This is a genomic window from Roseivivax sp. CAU 1761 (assembly GCF_054482755.1).
The window spans coordinates 311,656-333,282 of sequence record NZ_JBTLRM010000001.1 but is presented as its reverse complement, the minus strand read 5'-3'; the positions used below and the strand labels follow the sequence as shown (position 1 = coordinate 333,282).

Here is a 21,627-nt window from a genome sequence, read left to right as displayed (position 1 = left end):
TCTCACGCCTCCTGGAATTCGGCGTAGCCGCTCTGTTCGACTTCGAGCGCCAGCTCGGGGCCGCCGGTCTTCACGATGCGGCCGTTCGACATGATGTGCACCACGTCGGGTTTGATGTGGTCGAGCAGGCGCTGATAATGGGTGATGACGAGGAAGCCGCGGCCCTCGCTGCGCAGCGCGTTCACGCCGTCGGCGACCAGCTTCATGGCGTCCACGTCGAGGCCGGAATCGGTCTCGTCGAGGATGCACATCTTGGGCTCCAGCATCGCCATCTGCAGGATCTCGTTGCGCTTCTTCTCACCGCCCGAGAAGCCCACATTGACCGGCCGCTTCAGCATCTCGGCGTCGATGTCGAGCGCCTTGGCCTTCTCGCGGATCACCTTGAGGAATTCGGTGGAGGACATCTCCTCCTGGCCGCGGGCCTTGCGCTGGGCGTTCACCGCGGTGCGCAGGAAGGTCATGTTGCCGACGCCGGGAATCTCGACCGGGTACTGGAAGGCCAGGAACAGCCCGGCGGCGGCGCGCTCCTCGGGCTCCATCTCGAGGATGTCCTCGCCCTCGAGCGCGACACTGCCCTCGGTGACCTCGTAGCCGTCGCGGCCCGAGAGCACGTAGGACAGGGTCGACTTGCCCGACCCGTTCGGCCCCATGATAGCGTGCACCTTGCCGGCCTCGACGGTCAGGTCGACCCCCTTCAGGATCTGCTTGTCCTCTTCCTCGAGCTTCACGTGCAGGTTCTTGATGTCGAGCATCTTGTCCGTCCTTGTCCGAATGTCCTCGCGCGGCCCGGCCGCGCCCGTTTGCGTCCCGCGCGGTTCAGGGCCGCGCGCTGTCCTCCGGCCCCAGCACCACCGCGGTGCCCGAGACCGAGACCATGAGCATCGAGTCGCCCACGACCTCGTAATCGATGTCGACGCCGACCACGGCGTCGGCGCCCAGCTGCGCGGCCTGCGCCTCGAGCTCGCCGAAGGCGGTCTCGCGGGCGTCGCGCAGCTTGCTCTCGTAGGCGCCCGAGCGGCCGCCGACGATGTCGGTGACCTGGGCGAAGAAGTCGCGCACCACGTTGGCGCCCATGATCGCCTCGCCGACCACGATGCCGCGATACTCGGCGATCCGCCGGCCCTCGATGGCCTGCGTCGTGGTCACGATGACGCGGCCGCCCGTCCGGCCGCCCTGCCAGGGTCCGCTCATGGCCGCGCCCCACGCTTGATCACCAGTTGCGCGAAGATCGAGCCGAGAAAGCCCGACACGAAGCTCACCCCGACGATCTGCAGGAAGCTCAGCGCCTCGGTGAGCATCGCCACGAAGATCGTGAAGCCGACGCAGAACACGCCGGTCAGGGTCGCCGTCAGAACCACCGCCTTGATCATGCCGCCCGCTCCTGTCGCAGCTCCGCCGGGAAGGCCGCCATCAGTCCCGCCTTGGCCGCGGCGACGCCGTCGGCATGGGGCAGCGGCCCCTGCGGCAGACGGGGCAGCCGCGCCGGCAGGTCCTCCAGCGTGATCGGCCGCGGCATGACCCGTTCGATGCCGGCGGCGTAGTCGTAGAATTTCAGCCGCGGGCTGCGATGGATGCCGCGCGGATCGAGCCAGGTGCTGGCCACGCCGTAGGCATCCGCCACCACCAGCCCGTGCAGGGAGGAGGAGACGACATGCGCGCAGGCGGCGATCTCGCGGCACACCGTCTCGACCGCGCCGCGCACGTCGATCAGGTGCAGCCGCGGCTCCCGCGCCACCAGCGCGCGCAGCGCCTCGCTCCCGACATGCGCCATGTGCGGCACGAGGCCGACCCGGTCCTGCCGCTCCGGCGCCGCGCCGAGGGCCTCGGCGATCAGCAGCCCGGGATCGCCGTAGGCTTGCGCCTCGACGCCCAGCAGGCTCTCGGTGATCGGCCCGCGCAGCGCCGCCACGCGCACATGCGGCAGGAAGTCGAGCCGGATCGGCCGCATCGCGCCGCTGCCCCAGATCCACGGCCGCGACCCGTCGGGCCGCGGGCCCTGATGGGTGCGCCGCACGATCTGCAGGATCGAGCCCACGGCGAAGAGATCCGCCGCCTTCGGCGCGGCATGCACGACCGGGCGTCCCGCCGCATGGGCGGTGACGCGGGCCGAGAGCGCGTCGCCGAAATTCGGCTGGCGGTCCCACCAGTGGAGCTTCAGCGGCGCCGTCATCGATCAGCCGACCGAGCCCTCGAGCGAGATCGCCACGAGCTGCTGGGCCTCCATCGCGAACTCCATCGGCAGCGCCTGCAGCACCTCCTTGGCGAAGCCGTTGACGATCAGCGCCACGGCCTCCTCCTCGTCCATGCCGCGCTGGCGGCAATAGAACATCTGGTCGTCGTCGACCTTGGAGGTGGTGGCCTCGTGCTCGACCCGGCTCGAGTTGTTCTTGACCTCGATATAGGGAACGGTGTGGGCCCCGCACTTGTCGCCGATCAGCAGGCTGTCGCACTGGGTGTAGTTGCGCGAGTTCTTGGCCTTCGGGTGCATGCTGACGAGGCCGCGATAGGTGTTCTGCGCCTGCCCCGCCGAGATCCCCTTGGAGACGATCCGGCTCCGGGTGTTCTTGCCCAGATGGATCATCTTGGTGCCGGTATCGGCCTGCTGGTGGTTGTTGGTGATGGCGATCGAGTAGAACTCGCCCTGGCTGTCGTCACCGCGGAGGATGCAGGACGGGTATTTCCAGGTCACCGCGGAGCCGGTCTCGACCTGGGTCCACATCACCTTGGAGCGGTCGCCGCGGCAATCGGCGCGCTTGGTGACGAAGTTGTAGATGCCGCCGCGGCCCTCCTCGTCGCCGGGGAACCAGTTCTGCACGGTGGAATACTTCACCTCGGCATCTTCCTCGGCGATGATCTCCACCACCGCGGCATGCAGCTGCGCGGTGTCGCGCTGCGGCGCGGTGCAGCCCTCGAGGTAGCTGACATAGGAGCCCTTGTCGGCGATGATCAGCGTGCGCTCGAACTGGCCGGTGTTTTCCGCGTTGATGCGGAAATAGGTCGAGAGCTCCATCGGGCAGCGCACGCCCGGCGGCACGTAGACGAAGGAGCCGTCGGAGAACACCGCCGAGTTCAGCGTGGCGTAGAAGTTGTCCGAGACCGGCACCACCGAGCCCAGATACTTCTTCACCAGCTCGGGATGCTCGCGGATCGCCTCGGAGATCGAGCAGAAGATCACCCCGGCCTTGGCCAGCTCGGCCTTGAAGGTGGTGCCGACCGAGACCGAGTCGAAGACCGCGTCGACCGCCACCCGGCGCTCCTCGCCGCCGCCGACGCGGGCCTCGGCGCCGGCCTCGCCGGCGCCCTCGACGCCCGCGAGGATCATCTGCTCCTTCAGCGGGATGCCCAGCTTCTGGTAGGTTTCGAGAAGCTTCGGGTCGACCTCGTCGAGCGACTTGGGCTTCTCCTGCATGCTCTTCGGGCGGGCATAGTAATACTGGTTCTGGAAGTCGATCTGGGGATACTCGACCATCGCCCAGTCCGGCTCTTCCTTCTTGAGCCAGCGCTCATAGGCCGCAAGCCGCCACTCGGTCATCCATTCCGGCTCGTCGTTCTTCTCCGAGATCAGCTTGACGATGTCGCGGGTCAGCCCCTTGGGGGCGTATTCCATCTCGATCTCGGTGTCCCAGCCGTGCTTGTAGGTGCCGCCCAGCTTGCGGACCTTCTCGACCGTCTCCTGATCGACGCCCTCCTTGACCTCGGTGTGATCCAGAGCTGCCATGATCGATCCTTCCTCTTGCAGGCGCCGCTGCCGCCTCAGGCGGCGCGGGCGCGAAACTTCCTCAGAGCCTTCAGCCACGCCTCGGCGAACCGGGCCACATCGTCTTCCTCGGTGTCCGGCCCCAGACTGACGCGCACCGCGCTCGCCGCCGTGCCGGCATCGAATCCCATCGCGCCGAGCACCCGGCTCTCGCGCACCTTGCCGCTCGAACAGGCGCTGCCGGCGCTGATCGCGAACCCCGCGAGGTCCATCTGCATCACCTGCGTCTCGCCCTTCCAGCCCGGCACCGCGAAGCAGGAGGTGTTCGGCAGACGGCGGCCGGCGTTCCCGACAAAAATAGTCTCTGGAGCGTCAGCCGCAATAGCCGTTTCTAGAAACGTTCTAAGTTTTTCCACCCGGCCCCAGGCTCCGGCGTCGAGATCGCGCGACGCGGCCTCGGCGGCGGCGCCGAAGCCCGCGATGCCCACGACGTTCTCGGTGCCGGCGCGCCGCCCCATCTCCTGGCCACCGCCGCGGATCTGCGCGGCCAGCTCGGTGCCGCGGCGCAGCACCAGCGCGCCGATGCCCTTCGGGCCGCCGATCTTGTGGGCCGAGATCAGCGCCATCTCGGCGCCCGTCCAGTTGAAGGCCAGCGCCAGCTTGCCGAAGGCCTGCGTGGCATCGACCAGCGCCAGCCCCTCGGGCAGGTCCTGCACCACCCCGGTCTCGGAATTCGCCGCCTGCAGGGCGCTTTGCGCCGGCGCGGCCACGGTGACGCGGCCGTCGCGGTCCACCGGCAGCGCCGGGTCGATCCAGGAGAGGACCGCGTCATGCTCGACCGCCGCGCCGACCAGCCCGCGCCCGGCGCAGGCCAGCGCCGCCGCCTCGGTGGCGCCCGAGACGAAGACCACGTCGGCGCCCTCGGCGCCGAAGGCGCGCGCCACCTGGCCGCGGGCGCGCTCCACCGCCGCCTTGGCCGCCCGCCCCTCGGCATGGACCGAGGACGGGTTGCCCACCAGCGCCATCGCCTCCAGCATCGCCGCCCGCGCCTCGGCACGCAGCGGCGCCGTGGCGTTCCAGTCGAGATAGACCCGCCTCACGCCCCCGCCCCCGCACCGGCCATCTCCCGCTCCGTCTTCTTCTGAGCCGAAATATCCCGGGGTGAATTGCGCGGCCCGCCGCGCAAGAGGGGCAGCGCCCCTCGCGCCGCGCCGCCACCGGCGCGCCGCCCGGCCGTGATGCGCCCGCCGCTCATCCCTCGTCCACCACATGGAACAGCGACGGCACGGCCGGGCACGGCACCAGCCCGTTCTGCGCCACGTCCGAGAGCCGCGTCTGGTGCAGGAAGACGTAGACTTGCGCCGACAGGCCCTGCCAGAGCCGGTTGGTCAGCGATTGCGCCTTCGAGCCCGACGCCCCGCCCGAGGCGCCGGCGCCCTTGTGCATGGCGCTCACCGTCTCGTCGACCGCCGCCAGCACGTCGACCACCCGGATCTCGGTCGAGGGCCGCGCCAGCCGGTAGCCGCCGCCGGGCCCGCGCACCGAGGCCACCAGCCCGGCCCGGCGCAGCTTCACGAAGAGCTGCTCGAGATAGGGCAGCGAGATGTCCTGGCGCCGCGAGATGTCGCCGAGCGTCACCAGCGCGTCCTCGGGTTCGAGCGCCAGATCGACCAGCGCCACCATCGCGTAGCGTCCCTTGGTGCTCAGCTTCATCGCCCCTCCGCGCCTTCCGGCCCTGTCCGCGGCCCCGCGGGCCGCACCGCGCCCCGCGCTCCGCGCCGATTGACCCGGCCGGGCGAAAGGCATATCTGCGGTCAGACCGCCGCATTCCGGCCCGACATTAGAACTCTTCTAAAATGGTCGCGCAACGTCGTCAACGACGGCTTCGTGCGGCCGCATGAGCCGCCACAAGAGCCGCCAAACAGGAGCCCGCCGCCCATGCCCGAGGTCATCTTTCCCGGCCCCGAAGGCCGACTGGAAGGCCGCTATCACCCCCAGAAGGACCGCGACGCCCCGATCGCCATCGTGCTGCATCCGCACCCGCAATTCGGCGGGACGATGAACAACAAGGTGGTCTACAACCTGCATTACGCCTTCTTCAACATGGGCTTCACGGTGCTGCGGTTCAATTTCCGCGGCGTCGGGCGCAGCCAGGGCGAATACGACCAAGGCGTGGGCGAATTGTCGGATGCCGCGGCGGCGCTCGACTACCTGCAATCGATGAACGCCAATTCCAAGCATTGCTGGGTCGCAGGCTTCTCCTTCGGCGCCTGGATCGGCATGCAGCTGCTGATGCGCCGGCCGGAGATCACCGGCTTCGTCTCGGCCAGCCCGCCGGCCAACATGTACGATTTCTCGTTCCTGGCGCCCTGCCCCTCTTCGGGCCTGATCATCAACGGCACCAACGACCGGGTGGCGCCGCCCGCCGATACCCGGACCCTGGTCGGCAAGCTCAAGGAACAGCGCGGCATCACCATCTCCCACGAGGAGATCGACGGCGCCGGGCATTTCTTCGAGGAGCCGCACATGGAGACGATGATCTCCTCGGTGCAGGGCTACGTGAAGCGCCGGCTGACCGAGAGCACGCGCTGACCCCGGCATGGACTACGTCGCGGATCTCGCAGACCGGCTGGCCCAGGACACGTTGAAGGCCCAGGACGCGCTGGGCGAGGACCGGCTCTACGTGGAGATCGCGCGGGTCATCGGGGCGTCCTCGACGACGCTTGAGGAGGCGTTCCTGACCGCCATCCGGGTCCGCCTGGCCGAGCGCGCCGGCCGGGCCTTCCTGCTCGACCGGGTGCGCCGCGCCAAGGGCGCGGGGGCCGCGGGCGGCTGACCGCCCGCGCGCCGCCGGAGGCGGGCCGGGCTCAGGCGGTGGCCCGGAGCGCGGCCTGCAATTCCCGGACGGTGCGGCCGTAGCCGCCGTCCCGCACGAAGGCGGCTTCGCTCGACGTGGTGTTGCGCGACAGCGCGTCGTTGCGATAGGGGAAGCGCCCGAACTGGCGGATGATCTCGCGATGCGCCTTGGCATGGACCAGGCTGTCGCCCCCGCTCTCGGGCATCCGCTCCTTCATCAGCCGCACGCAGCGGTCCTGGTCGCACAGGTTTTCCGAATGCATCAGGGGCAGGTAGAAGAACTGCCGCGCCGGTTCGGCGATCTTCAGGTCCCAGCCGCGATGTACCGCCTGCTTGGCCGCCGCCAGCGCGATCCGGTCGGAGGCGAAGGCGCGGGCCGAGCCGCGGAACATGTTGCGGGGAAACTGGTCCAGCAGGATGATATAGGCCAGGGCGCCGCTGGGATAGGTCAGCCACAGGCCGAACTGGCCGTCCATGGCCGCCTCCCAGGTGCCCAGGAACCGCTCCCGGATCGTCGCGTCGAGCGTGTCGTCTTGCGTGTACCAGCCTTGCGGCCCGACCTCGTCGAGCCAGAACGCCAGTATGTCTTCAGGGCCCACCATCGGTGCCTTCTCCTTCATCGAACCCATGCCCCCGGTCTCATCTATCCACGTAAAACGGGGGAGTGACAGTCAAGTTTCATGTCATCGCGTAACACCCCACCCCCCGGCCGGCCCACGGCGCGGCGGCGCTCAGGCCGCCGCATTGCTGTCCTCCTGTGCGGATTCGAGCGCGTGTTCCTGCGCCGCGCCCACCGCCACGACCGACCCGGTCGGGGCCAGCGGGGCATAGGCGGCGGTCTCCTCGACCGACGGTGCCGGCCGCCGTGTCATCCGCCAAAGCGCGTAGCCCGCCAGCGCCAGCATCGGCACCGCGACCAGCAGAAAGAAGCTCTGCGGCCCCATGGCATCCATCATCCGGCCGGCGACGATCGGGCCGGCGACCGCGCCGATGCCGTTGATGAACAGCAGACCGGCCGAGGCCGAGGCCATGTCGTCGGGATCGAGGAAGTCGTTGGTATGGGCGATGAGCAGCGAATAGAGCGGGTTGGCCGCCCCGCCGATCACCAGCGCCACCGCCACCAGCAGCGGAAAGCTGCCGCTGCCGGCAAAGCCCACCGCGCCGGCCAGGCCGCCGGCGGCCGAGGCCCCGGCGATCAGGATGCGCCGGTCCATGCGGTCCGACAGCCAGCCCAGCGGGTACTGGCAGACCAGCGCGCCGACATAGAAGGCCGCGACGAAGATCGAGGTCTGGCTGACGCTGAACCCGGCCACGGTGGCGAACACCGCCGAGAAGCCGAACTGCGCGGCATAGACCGCGCCCATCAGCAGCATGCCGATGCAGCCCAGCGGCGAGACCGAGAACAGGCCGCGCAGCGGCATCGGCTTGGTGCTCTCGAAGGCCGGGGTCGGCGACACGCTGAGCAGGATCGGCGCGAAGGAGATCGAGACCAGAACCGAGGGGATCACGAAGAGCAAGAAGCCCGACGGATCCGGCACGTTGAGCAGGCCCTGCGCGGCGATGATGCCGAGCATCTGCACGATCATGTAGAGCGACAGGGCCTGGCCCCGGGTCTCGTTGGTGGCGGCGTTGTTGAGCCAGCTCTCGGCGGTGACGTAGACGCCGCAGAAGCAGAACCCGATCACCACCCGCTCCAGCGTCCAGAGCCAGGGATCGGCGATGGTGGGATAGAGGATCAGCACCGCCGAGATGAACGAGCCGAGCGCCGCGAAGACGCGCACGTGCCCGACCCGGCGGATCATCCCCGGGGTGACCCGCGAGGCGATCATGAAGCCGAGGAAATAGGCCGACATGACGAGCGACATCTCGAAGGCGGAGAAGCCCGCCGCACCGCCGCGCACGCCGAGCAGCGAGCTTTGCAGGCCGTTGCCGAGCATCAGCAGCAGCATGCCGAGAAACAGCGGCCAGGAGCCGAGCAGAACGTTGACCATGGCGTCACCTCCGTCGGGTCGTGAGTCGCGTCGGCGCCACCGCTAGCCCGCGGGCCAGGGCGCGTCCATCCGGTTTGCGCCCTTGGGACAGACGGTTGCGACCTGCCGGCGACAGCCCGCTCAGCCGCGCCGGCAGCGCGGTCGGCGCAGGCCCTGCGGCTTTGCGCATCGGCGCCGTTCCGGCGCGCCGGAGGCGGTCGCGGCCCTCCCGGGACAGCGCGCCCGAGCGGGCGGGCGGACGCCGAGCGCGCCGCGCGGCGCGGCCCCGGCGCGCCGCCGGATCAGCGGTCGGGCACCAGCAGCGAGGCGTCGCCGTAGGAGAAGAAGCGGTAGCCTTCGCGCACCGCATGGGCATAGACGGCGCGCATGCGCTCGGTGCCCATCAGCGCCGAGACCAGCATCAGCAGGGTCGATTTCGGCAGGTGGAAATTGGTCATCAGCGCGTCGGTCGCGCGGAACGCGAAGCCGGGATAGATGAAGATGTCGGTCTCGCCCTGCCAGGGCCGGATCGCGCCGGTCTCGCGCGCCGCGGTCTCGATCAGGCGCAGCGCCGTGGTGCCCACGGGGATGATGCGGCCGCCGGCGGCGCGGGTGGCGGCGATCTCGGCCGCGGCGGCTTCGGTGACCTCGCCCCATTCGGCATGCATGCGGTGGGTGGTGACGTCCTCGACCTTGACCGGCAGGAAGGTGCCGGCGCCGACATGCAGCGTCACCCGCGTCGTCTCCACCCCCTGGGCGGCGAGCGCCGCGAGCAGGTCGGCATCGAAATGCAGCGACGCGGTCGGCGCCGCCACGGCGCCCGGCTTTTCGGCCCAGACGGTCTGGTAATCCTCGCGGTCCTGCGCGTCGGCCGGGCGGCGCTGGGCGATGTAGGGCGGCAGCGGCATCGCCCCGGCCTCGGCCAGCGCGGCGTCGAAGGCCTCGCCCGCGAGGTCGAAGCGCAGCACGCCCTGGCCCTCCTGCTTTTCCACCAGCTCGGCCGAGAGCCGGTCGGAAAAGCGGATCGCCTCGCCCTCGCGGATCTTCTTCAACGGCTTCAGGAGCGCCGTCCAGGTGCCGTCGGCGCGCGGCTCGAGCAGCGTCACCTCGATCCGCGCCGCGGTCTCGCCCTCGGACCCGGCGCGCTTCCGCGTGCCGGAGAGCCGCGCCGGCAACACCTTGGTATCGTTCAGCACCAGCCGGTCGCCGGGGCGCAGCCAGTCGCCGAGGTCGCGGACCACCGCGTCGCTGATCCGGTCGCCCTCGGCCACCAGGAGCCGCGCCGAGCTGCGCGGCCGGGCCGGCCGCGTGGCGATCAGCTCCTCGGGCAGGTGGAAGTCGAACTCGTCCAGTTTCATCCGGCACTCCGCAGGCTCGGTCAGGGCGAGAGATCCGGCGGCGGGCGGCGGAAGATCTCGCGGAACATGCCGGGGGTGAACACCGAAAGCGGATTGACTGCAACCTTGGGCGCGGCGGCGTTGCCGCTCAGTGTGAAGCTGAAGCCGACCAGGCCCTCGCCGCGCCGGGTCAGGAGGCTGCCGATCGAGTTCAGCACGTAGATCGGCGACAGCACGCCCTGCATGTCGAGTTCGCGCCGCCGCAGGTCGTAATAGCCGTCCATCGACAGCCCCATCGACGGGCCGGTGGCGCTGGATTGCGACAGCACCACCCGGTCCGGGGTCAGGCGGAACCGGGCCTGCACGTTCTCGAAATAGATCCCCGGCCCGCGCAGCTGGTCGATGATGCCGACGATGGAGATGCCGTCGAGCAGCGCGGCGATGGCCGGCGCGTCGCGCAGCCGGGCATCGGTGACGGTGACCGCGCCGTCGTAGCTGCCGGGCTGGAGCGGGATCGGCGCGAGGTTCAGCACCATGCGCCCGCCCGCCACGGTCTTCAGGATGCCGGTGGATTCCAGCACGTCGCCAGCCTGGTCGGAGGCCAGGCGCAGCCCGGTGCCGCCATTCTGCGGGAGGAGCTGGCCCTCGACCGCGGCGCCGGTGCCGTCCATCCGGGCGCTGAAATTGCCCTCCAGCCCGCTGCCGCGCGTGGCGAAGCGGCCGGCGAGATCGGTCAGCGCGATGCCCTCGGCCACCACCAGACGGTCGAGGGAAAGCTGGATCGGCATGCTGCCGCCGCCCGCGCCGTCGCCGCCCCCGGCGCTGTCCAGCCCGCGCAGGTCGACCCGGCCGCCGGCGACGCGCAGCTCCGGCATCTGGCCGGCGCCGCGGCCGGCCAGCGTCACCCGGGCATCGAGCCAGTCGCCGATCTGCACGCGCTCGAGCCGCAGCGCGTCGAGCCCGCCGCCCGGGCGCAGGCTGAGGGCGCCGGTCGTCCGCAGCCCGCCTGCCTCCAGGCGCAGCCGGTCGATCCGCGCCGGCGCGCCCAGTTCCCCGGCCAGCTCCAGCGTGCCGGTGGCCGCCGCGGGCAGTCGCCAGCCCAGCTGCGGCAGCGCCAGCCCGATCCCCGCCAGCCTCGAGCTCAGGGTGAAGCGCGGCGCGCGGCCGGGCGGCAGCTCCAGCTCCAGCCGCCCCGGCCCGGCGCCCGAGAGCAGTCCCTGCGGCAGCGCGATGTCGAAGGCCTCGGCCGCTTCCGGCGACAGCCGGACCTCGCCGCTGACCCTTCCGGCGGCGCCCGGCGCAAAGAGCGGTTGCGTCCAGGCGCCGTCGAACGGCACCCCGGACAGCGTGCCCGCCCCGGCGATCCGGACCTGCTCCATGTCGACCGTCAGGTCGAGCCGGTCCGCCGCCAACCGCCGTCCCGGCACCACCCGGTCGCTGTCGAAATCCTCGATCGTGCCGGCCATCGACAGGGCCATCTCCTCGGGCGGCACGCCCGGTCCCAGCGGCCGCTGCAACCGGCCCTCGATTCGGACCCGGCCCGAGCCCAGGTCGACCGGGCGGCCGCTGCGGCGCATCACCGCCAGCGGCTCCTGGTCGAGCAGCGACAGCGCCGCGGTGAGCGGCGCCTCGGCGCGGAGCCGCAGGTCGCCCTGGGCCGGGCGCTGGGCGGTGTCGGGGATCACGAAGGCGGTGCCGGCGATGTCCACCGCGCCGCCCTCGGGCGGCACCAGGCGGCCCTGCGACACCGCCACCGACAGCCGGTCCTGCCAGAAGGTGAACTGCCCGGAGGCCGCCTCGGCCGGCGGCAGCGTCTCGTGGAACCGCACCCGGGCCTCCTCGAAACGGAAATCGACGTAGAGGTCGGGCCGCTCGCCGGGATCGCGGCGCAGGGCGAAGATGGCATCGCGGATGCGCCCGCCCTCGACATTGTCGAGGAACCAGGCCCGGCTGCCGGCGGCGAGCCGCGCCGGCCAGTAGGCGGCGACGAGGTCGGGCCCGGCCTCGGGCGCGGTGGCGTCGAGCGCCGCGCTCCAGCCCTCGGCATCGGCGCGGACCCGGCCGCGCGCCTCCAGCGCCAGCCCCGGATCGGTCACGCTGAGCCGGCCGAGGGTGAGCCGGAAGGGGTCGAGGCGCAGGCGGAACTCGGTCTCGGCGCGCTCGATGACCAGCGGCTCGGCCAGAACGTCGGGCATCGGCGCGGCGCGCCCCGACAGGGTGAACTGCCCGGTCAGCTCGGGGCGCAGCCCGCCGCCGCCGAGCCCCGACAGGGTCGCCCGCCCGGCGGCCGAGACCCGGCCCTGCGGCCCCTCGGCGGCGATCTCGGAGAAGTCCAGCGCCCCGGCGGAGGGCAGGTAGGAGAAATAGGCATGGGCCGAGTCGAAGGGCACCGGGCTCGCGGCGTCGCTGGGCTGCAGCGCCCCGGCGCCGATGCGCAGCGTGGCGTCGAGCCCGCCGAGCCCGCCGCCGGGCTCGCTCCAGCCGCGCAGCGAGCCCGAGATCGGCGCGCGCAGGGCCGACAGCCAGGACAGCGCCGGGCTCTGGCTTGCGATGTCGTCGGCGGCCAGGCCGGTGAGACTGAGCCCGAAGCTCAGCGAGGTCGAGCCGATGCGGCGCTCGGCGTCGATGGCCAGGCGCGCCGGATGCGCGCCCTCGCCGGCCAGCCGGGCCGCCGCGGCGAGCCGCATGCGCCCGCCCTCGCGGCGCATCGTCAGCTCCTCGGCGCGCGTCGTCCAGCTGCGCCCGGCGCGCAGGTCGTCGTAGCGCAGGGTGACGTCGCTGACCCGGATCAGGTCGAGATCGGCCAGCCGCGGATCGGCGAGCAGGCGGTCGAGCCGCCGCTGCGCCTCCGCCAGATCCGGCACCGGCCCCTGCCCCGGCCGGCCGAGCCCGATCCCGAGCCGGCCTTCGGCGTCGCGTTCCAGCGCCAGATCCAGCCCCGACAGCCGCACGTCGCGCAGCGCCACGCCGCCGCGCAGCAGCGCCGGCGTCGAGACCGTCACCGCGATCTCCTCGATGCTGGCCACGGTGCCGCCATCGGCGGTGCGGAGCGCCGTCTGGTCGAGGATCAGCTCCGCCGTGCCGTCGCCGCGCAGCCCGACGCGCAGCGCCTCGAGCTCGAGCCGCCCGCTGCCCAGCACCGGCGCCAACCGCGCCGCGATGTCGCGCTCGAGCCAGCCCGGCGGCGGCAGCGGCCGGTCGAGCAGCGCCCAGCCGGCGAGCCCCAGCGCCACCACGGCCAGCGTCGCGGCGCTGAGCAGCGCGCCGATCCAGCGCCACGGATGGCGCCACAGGCGCCGCGGCGCGGGGCGGCGGCGGCCGCGCCGCGACGGCGGAACGGGAGCGGGAGCGGCGTTCAAGTCTGCGGTTCTCGGGACGGGCGCACTGGCGGTTTCCTTGCGGGACGCGCTTCACTATGGTCCGCGCGGCGTCCGAGACCAACCGCCGGACGCAGAGATTTCCCGGTCGAGAAGGTTCAACATGCTGGCATCCGACGATCCCGCCCCTGACTTCACCCTGCCGGTCACCGGCGGTGGCACGGTGACCCTGTCGCAGCTCCGCCCGTCGCCGGTGGTGCTGTTCTTCTATCCGCGCGACGCCACCTCGGGCTGCACCACCGAGAATCGCGACTTCACCCGGCTCGCCCCCGAATTCGAGGCGCTGGGGGTGCGGGTCTTCGGCATCTCCGCCGACAGGATCGAGAGCCACGACAAGTTCATGGCGCGCCAGGAGCTGACGGTGCCGTTGCTCGCCGACACCGAGGCCGAGACCTGCACCGCCTACGGCGTCTGGGCCGAGAAGAAGATGTACGGCAAGACCTTCATGGGCATCCAGCGCGCCACCTTCCTGATCGACGGCGAGGGCCGGGTGCGCAAGGTCTGGCCCAAGGTGAAGGTCCCCGGCCATGCCGAGGAGGTGCTGGAGGCCGCGCGGGAGCTGCAGGCGTGAGCGCCGCGGGCGACGCCCGGCCCGACAGTCTAGCGGCGATGGCGGTGGACGTGCTGACCACCGCCGACGGGCGCGCGAAGACCGCCCGGTCGCGGGCCCATGCGGCGCGCTGGCAGGCCGCGCGCGCCGCCGGCGCCGCGCTGCCCGTCGGCCGCGCCGCCCCGCCTGACCGCCCGGCCCGCCCCGCGGCGCCGGAGCTGCGCGATCCCCGCGACGTGCCGCGGCGCCGGCCGGGGTCGCCGGCGGGGCGGATCGCGCTGCTGCACGCGGTGGCGCATATCGAGCTCAACGCGGTCGATCTGCACTGGGACCTGATCGCGCGCTTTACCGACACCCCGATGCCGCCGGGCTTCTATGACGACTGGGTCAAGGCGGCGGACGAGGAATCGAAGCATTTCAACCTGATGTGCGACTGTCTCGAGGGCGCGGGCAGCCATTACGGCGCCCTGCCCGCGCATGCCGGCATGTGGCGCGCCGCCGAGGACACCCGCGACGACATCCTCGGCCGGCTCGCGGTGGTGCCGATGGTGCTGGAGGCGCGCGGCCTCGACGTGACGCCGGGGATGATCGAGCTCTTCCGCAAGGCCGGCGCCGCCGACGCGGTGGCCGCGCTGGAGACCATCTATGCCGAGGAAGTCGGCCATGTGGCCTATGGCTCGAAATGGTTTCACTTCCTCTGCGGCCGGGGCGAGATCGACCCGCTGCCGAAATTCCACGAACTGGTGCGGCGCTATTTCCACGGGCCGCTGAAGCCGCCCTTCAACGCCGAGAAGCGCGCCGAGGCGGGGCTCGCCCCGGATTTCTACTGGCCGCTTGCTGAGACCGACGGCGACACCCGCAGGGCTTGAATCGGGTTAACACATGCGGGAATCGGCGGATTTCTGCCGCTTCGGCGCGTTTCCGCGACCTGCCCGGAATCGTTTGCCTGAAAATGTTGCGGAAAAGCAGCGGACTGGCTACTCGCTTTCCTCAAGGCGCCGCAGGGGATGATCGAGCGCCGGCCCGGGGACGGCAAGAGGGACAGACCTGTGAGAACGCGGCTCGCGATCAAGACACACGCCATTCTGGAACGTTTCTTCCCCGAGCGCCGGCTCTTCCTGCGATCCGACAGCGACACCCGCTTCATCCGTCTGCGCTCCGAGACGCAGGCCGTGGCCTTTCTCGGCGGCGCGCTGATCGTCGCCTGGGCGATCGTCGCCACCGCGGTGCTGCTGATGGATTCGATCGGCGCCGGCAGCTACCGCGAACAGGCGCGGCGCGACCAGATCAACTACCAGCAGCGGCTCAACGACCTTGCCGCGGCCCGCGACGCCCGCGCCGCCGAGGCGCGCGCCGCGCAGGAGCGCTTCAACTCGGCGCTCGAACAGGTGTCGCAGATGCAGTCGCGCCTGCTCGATTCCGAGGCCCGGCGCCGCGAGCTCGAGACCGGGCTCGACGTGGTCCGCTCGACGCTCGGCGACACCATGAAGCAGCGCGAGGAGGTGCGCGACCAATACGCCGCCCTCCGCACCCGGCTCGAACAGGGCGGCGGGCTGGCGCCGGCCGGCAGCGACGCCACGGTGGACTTCCTGACCGCGGCGCTGGCCCGCACCGCGGAGGAGCGCGACCGCGTGGTCGCCGATGCCGAGGATGCGCTGGTGCGCGCCGACGAGCTGGCCACCGAGATCCGGCTGATGGAGGAGAAGAACGACCTGATCTTCCGCCAGCTCGAGGAAGCGATGACCGTCTCGGTCAAGCCGCTCGACAAGATGTTCGAGGCCGCCGGCATGGATCCCGACCGGATCATCAGCCAGGTCCGCCGCGGCTATTCCGGCCAGGGCGGCCCGCTGACGCCGCTGTCCTTCTCGACCCGCGGCGAGGATCTGGGCGCCGACGCCGCCCGCGCCAACGGCATCCTGTCCGAGATGGACAAGCTGAACCTCTACCGGATCGCGGCCCAGAAGGCGCCCTTCGCCTCGCCGCTGAAGGACGCCTTCCGCTTCACCTCGGGCTTCGGCAAGCGCTGGGGCCGGCTCCATGCCGGGACCGATTTCGCGGCGCCGCACGGCACCCCGATCTACGCCACCGCGGACGGCGTGGTGACCCATGCCGGCTGGCAATCGGGCTACGGCAAGCTGGTCAAGATCAAGCACGAGTTCGGCATCGAGACGCGCTACGCCCACAATTCCAAGATCAATGTGACGGTCGGCCAAAGGGTCTCGCGCGGCCAGCAGATTGCTGCTATGGGGAACACAGGACGGTCCACGGGCACGCATCTCCATTACGAGATCCGTGTCGGAGGCGAGCCCGTCAATCCGATGACCTACATCAAGGCTGCGAACGATGTTTTCTAAGAGCAAGATCAACGAGCCGGCGCCGAAGCCGGAGGACAGCAAACCGGCGGCAGCCCCGGAAGCCCCACGCCAGTCGGGCGAATACAAGCCCTCCGCGCCGAAGGCCAAGCCGCCGGCCTCGGTGCTCTCGAGCGATCTGCACATCACCGGCAACGTCAAGACGACCGGCGACATCCAGGTCGAGGGCACGGTCGAGGGCGACATCCGCGCGCATCTGCTGACCGTGGGCGAAACCGCCACGATCAAGGGCGAATGCATCGCCGACGACGTCGTCGTCAACGGCCGCATCGTCGGCCGGGTGCGCGGCCTGAAGGTCCGCCTGACCGCCACCGCGCGGGTCGAGGGCGACATCATCCACAAGACCATCGCGATCGAATCCGGCGCCCATTTCGAGGGTTCGGTGCAGCGTCAGGACGATCCCCTGTCGCGCGGCCGCACCTCGCAGGGCGGCGGTCAGGCCGGCGCCCAGCCGACCAACGGCCAGCCCGCCGCGCCGGCGCAGTCGCGCCAGGGCTGACGCCCCCGGCCCCGCCCGGGCCCCCCGCAAGAACGAACCCGGCCGGCGGTGCCATCCGCCGGCTTTTTCGTTGGCCGTCGACCGGCGCGCCGCGCCGCGCGCGGGACCGCGATCAGGCTTGCAGCTCGGCGTCCCAGTACAGGAAGTCGATCCAGCTCTCGTGCAGATGGTTGGGCGGGAAGCGGCGGCCCATGTTGCGCAGCTCCTCGGCGCCCGGCTGGCGCGGCGGCTTGCGCAGGCTGAGCCCGGCCTGCCGCAGGCTCTTCGAGCCCTTGCGCAGATTGCACGGCGCGCAGGCCGCCACGACGTTCTGCCACGAGGTCACGCCGCCGGCGGCGCGGGGCACCACGTGGTCGAAGGTCAGGTCGCCCTTCGAGCCGCAATACTGGCAGCGGAATTCGTCCCGCAGAAAAAGATTGAAGCGCGTGAAGGCCACGCGCTTCTGGGGTTTGACGTAATCTTTCAGGACCACCACGCTCGGTATCCTGAGCGTCATCGAGGGACTGCGCACCACCTCGTCGTATTCGGCGATGATGTCCACCCGGTCGAGGAAGGAGGCCTTCACCGCCTCCTGCCACGGCCACAACGAGAGCGGGTAATAGGAGAGCGGCCGGTAATCGGCGTTCAGCACCAGGGCCGGGTGATTTCTGAGCGCGCCCGGCTCGCGCACGAAACTTGTCCTGAAGTCGCCGTTCATGGTCGAGTCGTCCTCCGCCCTGTCTGCCCGTCCTCCGGACCGCCAGGGCGGGAGCCCCGCCCCAGCCGTAACTCCACTATATATCGCGGAACCCCTCTGGCAAGCTCCGCGATATGCTGTGTGGCTCCCGGCATAGCGGGTGCCTGCGACAGCGGCATGACACCGCCCCCTGGCGCGCCGCGTCCGGACCTCTACCTTACCACGGATGAGCCCGCCCGACGCCCCCAGCCACGTTCTCGAAGCCGCGATCTACGCGGGCGATCTCGACGCCGCGGAACACTTCTGGGGCGATGTGCTGGGGCTCGACCGCATCGTGCGGGTGGCGCAGCGCCACGTCTTCTTCCGCTGCGGCAGCGGCGTCGTGCTGGTCTTCAATCCCGATGAGACCGAGAAGCCGCCGGGCAACCCGGACCTGCCGGTGCCGCCGCACGGCGCGCGCGGGCCGGGCCACGTCTGCCTGGCGGTCGACGGCACGGCGCTCGATGCCTGGCGGCAGCGGCTGGAGGCACGCGGGGTGGAGATCGAGGCCGATTTCAACTGGCCGAACGGCGCCCGCTCGATCTATGTCCGCGACCCGGCCGGCAATTCGGTGGAACTGGCCGAGCCGCGGCTCTGGCAGGGCTAGGCGGCGGCGGACCGGCGGCGCGGCCCGCCGAGGCTTGGCGGCCGGATCAGAGGTTGCACTTGTCGCGCAGGAAGGCCAGCGCCACCGACAGCCCGTCGGGCGCGATGCCGTGCGCGGTGCCCTTCATGATATGGGCGTAGACCTCGGACCAGCCGGCCTTCTGCAGCGCCTCGGCCGCCGCGGGAAGGCTCTGGACCGGGACCACGTCGTCCTGATCGCCATGCACCAGCAGCACCGGCGGCCGCGACAGGGTCTCGTCCTCGAGCAGTTCGGGCTGCAGCAGCCGGCCCGAAAAGCCCACCAGGCCGGCCAGCTCGTCCTCGCGCCGCGGCGCCACGTGCAGCGCCATCATCGTGCCCTGGCTGAAGCCGAACAGCACCACCTGTTCGGGCAGCAGGTCCTCGTCGACCATCAGCGCGTCGAGGAAGGCGTCGAGATCGGCCACCGCGGCGCGCATCCCGGCCTCGGCCTCCTCCTGGCTCGAGCCGTCGATCCAGGGGATCGGGAACCACTGGTATCCCATCGGCGCGCCGGCGCAGGCCTCGGGCGCGTCGGGCGCCACGAAGAGCGTGTCCGGCAGGTGCTCGGCCAGGGGTTCGGCGAGCCCCAGCAGATCGGCCCCGTTGGCCCCGTAGCCGTGCAGGAAGACCACGGCGGAGCGGATGGAGCCCGAGGCGGGCTCCCGGCGGCCGGCTTGCAGAACGCGCGTCATGCGATGCCCTCTCTCTGTTTGGCCACGTGGTAGTAGGCCCAGAGCGCACGCGCCGCAACCGCCCGCCAGGGCGACCAGGCCTCGGCCATCTGCCGGAGCGCGCGCTCGCGCGGCCGCTCGGGCAGCGCGAAGAGCAGCCGCGCCGCCTCCTGCAGCGCCAGATCGCCCGGCGCGAAGACGTCGGCCCGGCCGAGCGAGAACATGGCGTAGATCTCCGCGGTCCAGACGCCGATCCCCTTGACCCGGGTCAGGGTGGTCACGACCGTCTCGGTGGGCGCCCTGCGGAGCGCGTCGAAGTCGATCCCCGCCTCGGCCAGCGCCTTGGCATAGCTGGCCTTCTGGCGGCTCAGGCCGAGGGCGCGCAGATCCTCGATCTCGGCGGCGCGCAGCGCCGTCTCGCTGGTCATCCCGGCGGCGTCGAGGCGGGCCCGGATGGCCCGCGCCGAGGCCACCGAGACCTGCTGGCTGACGATCGCCGAGAGCAGCTGGTCGAAGCCGTCGGGGCTGCGCCGGAGCGGCAGCGGGCCGGTCAGTTCCAGCGCATGGGCAAAGCGCGGCTCGGCCGCGGCCAGCCAGGCCGCGCCCTCCGCGACGCAGGCCTCGCCGCGGATCACGCGGCCGACGGGGTCAGGGTCTGCAGCCATCTCAGGGCCTCCTTCACGCTTGCCGCCCGCGGCCCCGCGGGCCGGGCCGGCCGGTCGATCATCGCCACCCGGAGGCCGAGCCGTTCGGCCGCGCGCAGCTTGGGCTCGGCGCCGGGGCCGCCGGCATTGCGCAGCAGCAGCGCCTCGATGCCCAGGGCGCGGAACAGCCGCATCTCCGAGCCGAGGTCGAAGGGCGGCCGGCCGGGCACGAAGGCGACGCGGCCCAGGCGCCCGGCCCGGTCGTCCGAGACCACCCGCAGATAGGTCGCGACCGGCAGGCGGCGCAAGGCGGCGAGGTCCTCGCGGCCGGTGGCGGCAAAGAGCCGGGCGCCCCGCGGCAGCACCCGGGCGGCCTCGCCGGCATGGCGCAGCCGGTGCCAGAATGCGCCGGCGCCGGGTCGCCAGGGCGGGCGGACGAGTTGCAGATGCGGCAGGCCGAGACCGCGTGCGGCGCGGGCGGCGGCGTGCGCGGTCTCGGTGTCGAACGGGTGCGCGGCCTCGATCACCGCGACGACGCCCTGCCCGCCGAGCCATTCGGCATCGATCGGGCCGGTCGCCGCCGGCGGCGCGCCCGGCACCGCCCGCCCGGTGGCGGGCAGGCGCAGCCGCGCCCCCGGCAGGCTGCGCGCGAGCTGCCGGGCCTCCTGGCTGGCGCCGATCACCAGGACCGGCAGGGGCGAGGCATCCATCATCGCCCCCGACCTAGCGCGCCCGGCGGCGCGATGCCAGCGTGGCGGCACCGGCCCTTCCTGGGCCTTCCCGCGCCTCCCCGGCCCGCACGCCGTCGATGCCGCCGCTGGCGCCCCCCGGGCGGGCCGGGCCCGAGCCGCCGCCGCCCGGGGCCGAGGGACGCCGCGCCCCCTGCCCGTCCGGCGCCGCGTGCGAGACCGGTTTTGCGGTACAACCGCGGGCTTGCCCGGGGGATGCGGGGGCACTACCCCTTCGGCATGAAAAGTCCCGCCGACCACCGCGCCCGCCGCAACGTCGCCGTCCTCGTGGCCGCCCAGGCGCTGCTCGGCGCGCAGATGCCGATGCTGTTCATCGTCGGCGGCCTCGCCGGACAGTCGCTGGCGCCCAATCCCTGCTTCGCCACGTTGCCGATCTCGCTCATCGTGTTGGGCTCGATGCTGTCGGCGCAGCCGCTCTCCTTTCTGATGCAGCGCTTCGGCCGCCGCGCCGGGTTCTTCGCCGGAGCCGCGGGCGGCGCCGCCGGCGGGGCCATCGGCGCCTGGGGGCTGGCCACGGGGTCCTTCCCGATCTTCCTGGCCGGGTCGCTCTGCACCGGGCTCTACATGTCGGCGCAGGGCTTCTACCGCTTCGCCGCCGCCGACACCGCCTCCGAGGCGTTCCGGCCCAAGGCGATCTCTTACGTGCTGGCCGGTGGGCTCGCCTCGGCGCTGATCGGCCCGCAGCTGATGAAGCTCACCGCCGAGGCCTACGCCGTCCCCTTCCTCGGCACCTACCTCGCGGTGATCGGCGTCAACCTCGCGGGCGCGACGCTGTTTCTGTTCCTCGACATCCCGCGGCCGCCGGCGCCGGCGCATGACGCGCCGCGCGGCCGCTCGGTGGCCGAATTGCTGGCGACGCCGCGGATCGCCGTGGCGGTGATCTGCGCCATGGTCTCCTACGCGCTGATGAACCTGGTGATGACCTCGACCCCGCTCGCCGTGGTGGGCTGCGGCTATACCAGCGCCAACGCCGCCGACGTGGTCAGCGCGCATGTGCTGGCGATGTTCGCGCCCTCCTTCTTCACCGGCCACCTGATCGCCCGCTTCGGGGTCGAGCGCATCGTCGGGACGGGCCTCGTGCTGCTCGCCGCGGCGGGCGCGGTGGCGCTGTCGGGGGTCGCGCTGGGGCAGTTCTTCGGCACCCTGATCCTGCTCGGGCTGGGTTGGAATTTCGGCTTCATCGGCGCCACCGCGATGCTCGCCGGCGCCCATGCCCCGGAAGAGCGCGGCCGCGTGCAGGGCATGAACGACATGATCGTCTTCGGCGGCGTGACCCTCGCCTCGCTGGCCTCGGGCGGGCTGATGAACTGCTCGGGCGGCTCGGCCGCGGCCGGCTGGACCGCAGTCAACCTCGCCATGCTGCCGTTCCTGACGCTGGCCGGCGGCGCGCTGCTCTGGCTGGTGCTGCGGTCGCGGCGCGCGGCGCGGCCGGCGGAGTAACTGGTTGGACCTGCGCGGCGCTCCTGCCGGGGCCTGGTGCAATGCGTCCTCGAACGTGCGCCACGGGTAACGCGTCAGTGGGCCATCCTTGCCGACGATCGGGCCAGGCACCCGGTGCGGAGC

23 protein-coding genes are annotated in these 21,627 nt (G+C 71.8%); 8 read left to right on the top strand and 15 right to left on the bottom strand.

Annotation, left to right across the window (positions count from 1 at the left end):
• Nucleotides 1-2: 2 nt before the first annotated feature.
• From sufC to iscR, 7 genes are all read right to left on the bottom strand, one after another.
• Nucleotides 3-752 carry a Fe-S cluster assembly ATPase SufC gene (gene sufC / locus ACXYMW_RS01600; protein ID WP_459033526.1) on the bottom strand — a complete coding sequence of 250 codons (750 nt, stop codon included), beginning with the start codon at nt 750-752 and terminating at the stop codon, nt 3-5.
• Nucleotides 753-816: 64 nt separating this feature from the next.
• Nucleotides 817-1,191 carry a heavy metal-binding domain-containing protein gene (locus tag ACXYMW_RS01595; protein ID WP_459033525.1) on the bottom strand — a complete coding sequence of 125 codons (375 nt, stop codon included), beginning with the start codon at nt 1,189-1,191 and terminating at the stop codon, nt 817-819.
• Nucleotides 1,188-1,370, bottom strand: coding sequence for a hypothetical protein (locus ACXYMW_RS01590; protein ID WP_459033524.1), 183 nt, complete (start codon nt 1,368-1,370; stop codon nt 1,188-1,190). Before ACXYMW_RS01590 ends, ACXYMW_RS01595 begins: the two co-directional genes overlap by 4 nt.
• On the bottom strand, nt 1,367-2,170 hold the full coding sequence (locus tag ACXYMW_RS01585; protein WP_459033523.1) for a polysaccharide pyruvyl transferase family protein: 804 nt from the start codon (nt 2,168-2,170) through the stop codon (nt 1,367-1,369). The genes ACXYMW_RS01590 and ACXYMW_RS01585 overlap by 4 nt, the downstream gene beginning before the upstream one ends.
• 3 nt (nt 2,171-2,173) lie before the next feature.
• The gene (gene sufB / locus ACXYMW_RS01580) at nt 2,174-3,718 is read right to left on the bottom strand and encodes a Fe-S cluster assembly protein SufB (protein ID WP_459033522.1); all 1,545 of its coding nucleotides are present in this window, start codon (nt 3,716-3,718) and stop codon (nt 2,174-2,176) included.
• A gap of 35 nt (nt 3,719-3,753) precedes the next feature.
• Entirely contained in the window at nt 3,754-4,797 is a 1,044-nt protein-coding gene (locus ACXYMW_RS01575) for a cysteine desulfurase family protein (protein WP_459033521.1), read from the bottom strand.
• Nucleotides 4,798-4,948: 151 nt separating this feature from the next.
• The gene (gene iscR, locus ACXYMW_RS01570; protein WP_459033520.1) at nt 4,949-5,410 is read right to left on the bottom strand and encodes a Fe-S cluster assembly transcriptional regulator IscR; all 462 of its coding nucleotides are present in this window, start codon (nt 5,408-5,410) and stop codon (nt 4,949-4,951) included.
• Nucleotides 5,411-5,635: 225 nt separating this feature from the next.
• Here iscR and ACXYMW_RS01565 point away from each other — a divergent pair, with 225 nt between their 5' ends.
• Both ACXYMW_RS01565 and ACXYMW_RS01560 read left to right on the top strand, forming a co-directional pair.
• Nucleotides 5,636-6,289, top strand: a complete 654-nt coding sequence (locus ACXYMW_RS01565) for an alpha/beta hydrolase (RefSeq protein ID WP_459033519.1) — start codon at nt 5,636-5,638, stop codon at nt 6,287-6,289.
• A 7-nt stretch (nt 6,290-6,296) separates the two neighbouring features.
• Nucleotides 6,297-6,533 (top strand): hypothetical protein, encoded by a 237-nt coding sequence (locus ACXYMW_RS01560; RefSeq protein WP_459033518.1) that lies wholly within the window; start codon nt 6,297-6,299, stop codon nt 6,531-6,533.
• Between the two features lie 31 nt (nt 6,534-6,564).
• On the opposite strand, the gene ACXYMW_RS01555 is transcribed toward ACXYMW_RS01560, so the two are convergent.
• The 4 genes from ACXYMW_RS01555 to ACXYMW_RS01540 all read right to left on the bottom strand — a co-directional run bounded on the left by ACXYMW_RS01555 (nt 6,565) and on the right by ACXYMW_RS01540 (nt 13,219).
• Nucleotides 6,565-7,155, bottom strand: coding sequence for a DUF924 family protein (locus ACXYMW_RS01555; RefSeq protein WP_459033517.1), 591 nt, complete (start codon nt 7,153-7,155; stop codon nt 6,565-6,567).
• Between the two features lie 129 nt (nt 7,156-7,284).
• Nucleotides 7,285-8,544 carry an MFS transporter gene (locus ACXYMW_RS01550; RefSeq protein ID WP_459033516.1) on the bottom strand — a complete coding sequence of 420 codons (1,260 nt, stop codon included), beginning with the start codon at nt 8,542-8,544 and terminating at the stop codon, nt 7,285-7,287.
• Between the two features lie 281 nt (nt 8,545-8,825).
• The gene (queA, locus tag ACXYMW_RS01545) at nt 8,826-9,881 is read right to left on the bottom strand and encodes a tRNA preQ1(34) S-adenosylmethionine ribosyltransferase-isomerase QueA (RefSeq protein ID WP_459033515.1); all 1,056 of its coding nucleotides are present in this window, start codon (nt 9,879-9,881) and stop codon (nt 8,826-8,828) included.
• 20 nt (nt 9,882-9,901) lie between these two features.
• Entirely contained in the window at nt 9,902-13,219 is a 3,318-nt protein-coding gene (locus ACXYMW_RS01540) for a YhdP family protein (protein WP_459033514.1), read from the bottom strand.
• A gap of 121 nt (nt 13,220-13,340) precedes the next feature.
• On the opposite strand from ACXYMW_RS01540, the gene ACXYMW_RS01535 reads away from it, so the two are divergent.
• From ACXYMW_RS01535 to ACXYMW_RS01520, 4 genes are all read left to right on the top strand, one after another.
• Entirely contained in the window at nt 13,341-13,808 is a 468-nt protein-coding gene (locus ACXYMW_RS01535; RefSeq protein ID WP_459033513.1) for a peroxiredoxin, read from the top strand.
• Between the two features lie 38 nt (nt 13,809-13,846).
• The gene (locus tag ACXYMW_RS01530; protein WP_459033556.1) at nt 13,847-14,656 is read left to right on the top strand and encodes a ferritin-like domain-containing protein; all 810 of its coding nucleotides are present in this window, start codon (nt 13,847-13,849) and stop codon (nt 14,654-14,656) included.
• 180 nt (nt 14,657-14,836) lie between these two features.
• Nucleotides 14,837-16,141: a DUF5930 domain-containing protein gene (locus ACXYMW_RS01525; RefSeq protein ID WP_459033512.1), complete on the top strand. Its 1,305-nt coding sequence runs from the start codon at nt 14,837-14,839 to the stop codon at nt 16,139-16,141.
• Nucleotides 16,131-16,658 (top strand): bactofilin family protein, encoded by a 528-nt coding sequence (locus ACXYMW_RS01520; RefSeq protein ID WP_459033511.1) that lies wholly within the window; start codon nt 16,131-16,133, stop codon nt 16,656-16,658. Before ACXYMW_RS01525 ends, ACXYMW_RS01520 begins: the two co-directional genes overlap by 11 nt.
• Before the next feature lie 112 nt (nt 16,659-16,770).
• Here the strand turns inward: ACXYMW_RS01520 and ACXYMW_RS01515 are convergent, their stop codons facing one another.
• Nucleotides 16,771-17,355, bottom strand: a complete 585-nt coding sequence (locus tag ACXYMW_RS01515) for an HNH endonuclease (protein WP_459033510.1) — start codon at nt 17,353-17,355, stop codon at nt 16,771-16,773.
• 205 nt (nt 17,356-17,560) lie between these two features.
• Here ACXYMW_RS01515 and ACXYMW_RS01510 point away from each other — a divergent pair, with 205 nt between their 5' ends.
• The gene (locus ACXYMW_RS01510) at nt 17,561-17,980 is read left to right on the top strand and encodes a VOC family protein (protein ID WP_459033509.1); all 420 of its coding nucleotides are present in this window, start codon (nt 17,561-17,563) and stop codon (nt 17,978-17,980) included.
• A gap of 46 nt (nt 17,981-18,026) precedes the next feature.
• On the opposite strand, the gene ACXYMW_RS01505 is transcribed toward ACXYMW_RS01510, so the two are convergent.
• The 3 genes from ACXYMW_RS01505 to ACXYMW_RS01495 are packed head-to-tail and all read right to left on the bottom strand — an operon-like array spanning nt 18,027 to nt 20,076.
• Complete coding sequence (locus ACXYMW_RS01505; RefSeq protein WP_459033508.1) at nt 18,027-18,692, bottom strand: alpha/beta hydrolase; 666 nt, start codon at nt 18,690-18,692, stop codon at nt 18,027-18,029.
• Nucleotides 18,689-19,336: a DNA-3-methyladenine glycosylase family protein gene (locus ACXYMW_RS01500; RefSeq protein ID WP_459033507.1), complete on the bottom strand. Its 648-nt coding sequence runs from the start codon at nt 19,334-19,336 to the stop codon at nt 18,689-18,691. Before ACXYMW_RS01500 ends, ACXYMW_RS01505 begins: the two co-directional genes overlap by 4 nt.
• On the bottom strand, nt 19,303-20,076 hold the full coding sequence (locus ACXYMW_RS01495) for a precorrin-6A/cobalt-precorrin-6A reductase (RefSeq protein WP_459033506.1): 774 nt from the start codon (nt 20,074-20,076) through the stop codon (nt 19,303-19,305). Before ACXYMW_RS01495 ends, ACXYMW_RS01500 begins: the two co-directional genes overlap by 34 nt.
• A 207-nt stretch (nt 20,077-20,283) precedes the next feature.
• Here ACXYMW_RS01495 and ACXYMW_RS01490 point away from each other — a divergent pair, with 207 nt between their 5' ends.
• On the top strand, nt 20,284-21,504 hold the full coding sequence (locus tag ACXYMW_RS01490; protein WP_459033505.1) for an MFS transporter: 1,221 nt from the start codon (nt 20,284-20,286) through the stop codon (nt 21,502-21,504).
• Nucleotides 21,505-21,627 lie beyond the last annotated feature (123 nt).